We start from the raw sequence: 519 nt of genomic DNA, 5'->3' as shown, positions 1-519 counted from the left end.
CCGATCCAGCCAATCCGGCCGATCCAGCCGACACCGACCCCCGGGACGAGAGTGTCGTGCCATGGGTGATCTCGGGCGCATCCCCGCAAGCCCTGCGAGCGCAGGCGGAGCAGCTACGGTCGTACATCGCCGAACGCCCCGGACTACGCCCAGTCGACGTCGCGTTCTCCCTCGCCACCACTCGGAGCGTTCTGGAACACCGGGCCGTCGTCATCGGCGCCGACCACGCCGACCTCCTCACCGCTCTCGACACCCCGACGGAGACCGTCGATACCCCGACCGGCCGTACCGCCTTCCTGTTCACGGGGCAGGGGGCTCAGCGGATCGGGATGGGACAGGAGTTGTATGACACCTTCCCCGCCTTCCGGAACGCGCTGGACGAGGTGTGCGCGGTACTGGATCCGCTGCTGCCACGCCCCTCGCGTGAAGTGATGTGGGACGAAGACGCACAGGCCCTGTCCCGGACCGAATTCACCCAGCCCACACTGTTCGCCATCGAGGTGGCACTGTTCCGGCTGC

The 519-nt window shown here is 68.0% G+C and carries 1 protein-coding gene; it reads left to right on the top strand.

The features are described 5' to 3' along the window. Positions 1-65 precede the first annotated feature (65 nt). On the top strand, positions 66-519 hold a 454-nt coding region (locus tag IE258_RS40990), incomplete at its 3' end, for an acyltransferase domain-containing protein (protein WP_308434256.1).

It is taken from the genome of Streptomyces tendae (assembly GCF_014650435.1).
GTDB lineage: Bacteria > Actinomycetota > Actinomycetes > Streptomycetales > Streptomycetaceae > Streptomyces > Streptomyces tendae.
This window is presented reverse-complemented; position numbering and strand designations above follow the sequence as displayed.